This is a genomic window from Sphingomonas sp. CCH9-E2, from assembly GCF_001557215.1.
In the GTDB taxonomy this organism is placed as follows: Bacteria; Pseudomonadota; Alphaproteobacteria; order Sphingomonadales; family Sphingomonadaceae; genus Sphingomonas.
This window is the reverse complement of sequence record NZ_LSJM01000207.1, coordinates 1-259: the sequence shown is the minus strand read 5'-3', so window position 1 is coordinate 259 and position 259 is coordinate 1. Positions and strand designations below refer to the sequence as shown.

General features: G+C 67.2%; 1 pseudogene. It reads left to right on the top strand.

Annotation, left to right across the window (positions count from 1 at the left end):
• Window positions 1–259: pseudogene (locus AX681_RS22450) on the top strand (hypothetical protein); the annotation flags it as partial.

Below are 259 nucleotides of genomic sequence, written 5' to 3'. Positions count from 1 at the left end.
GGCTGCGCCCGCCGCCATCGCCGCGGTTCAGGCACCCGATGCACCCGCCGCTCCGGAAGCACCCGAAGCCCCCGCGGGCACCAAGGAAAAGCACGTCCACCGCATCGTCATGATCGAGCGCACCGACGGCAAGGGCAAGGACGCCAAGGACAAGGATCGCAAGGTCGAGACCCGTGTCCTCCGAGTGGAAGGCAAGGGCAGCCCCATGGTGTTCACCGGTGACATGGACGTTGAGGTCAAGTCGGTGAAGTGCGGCGGG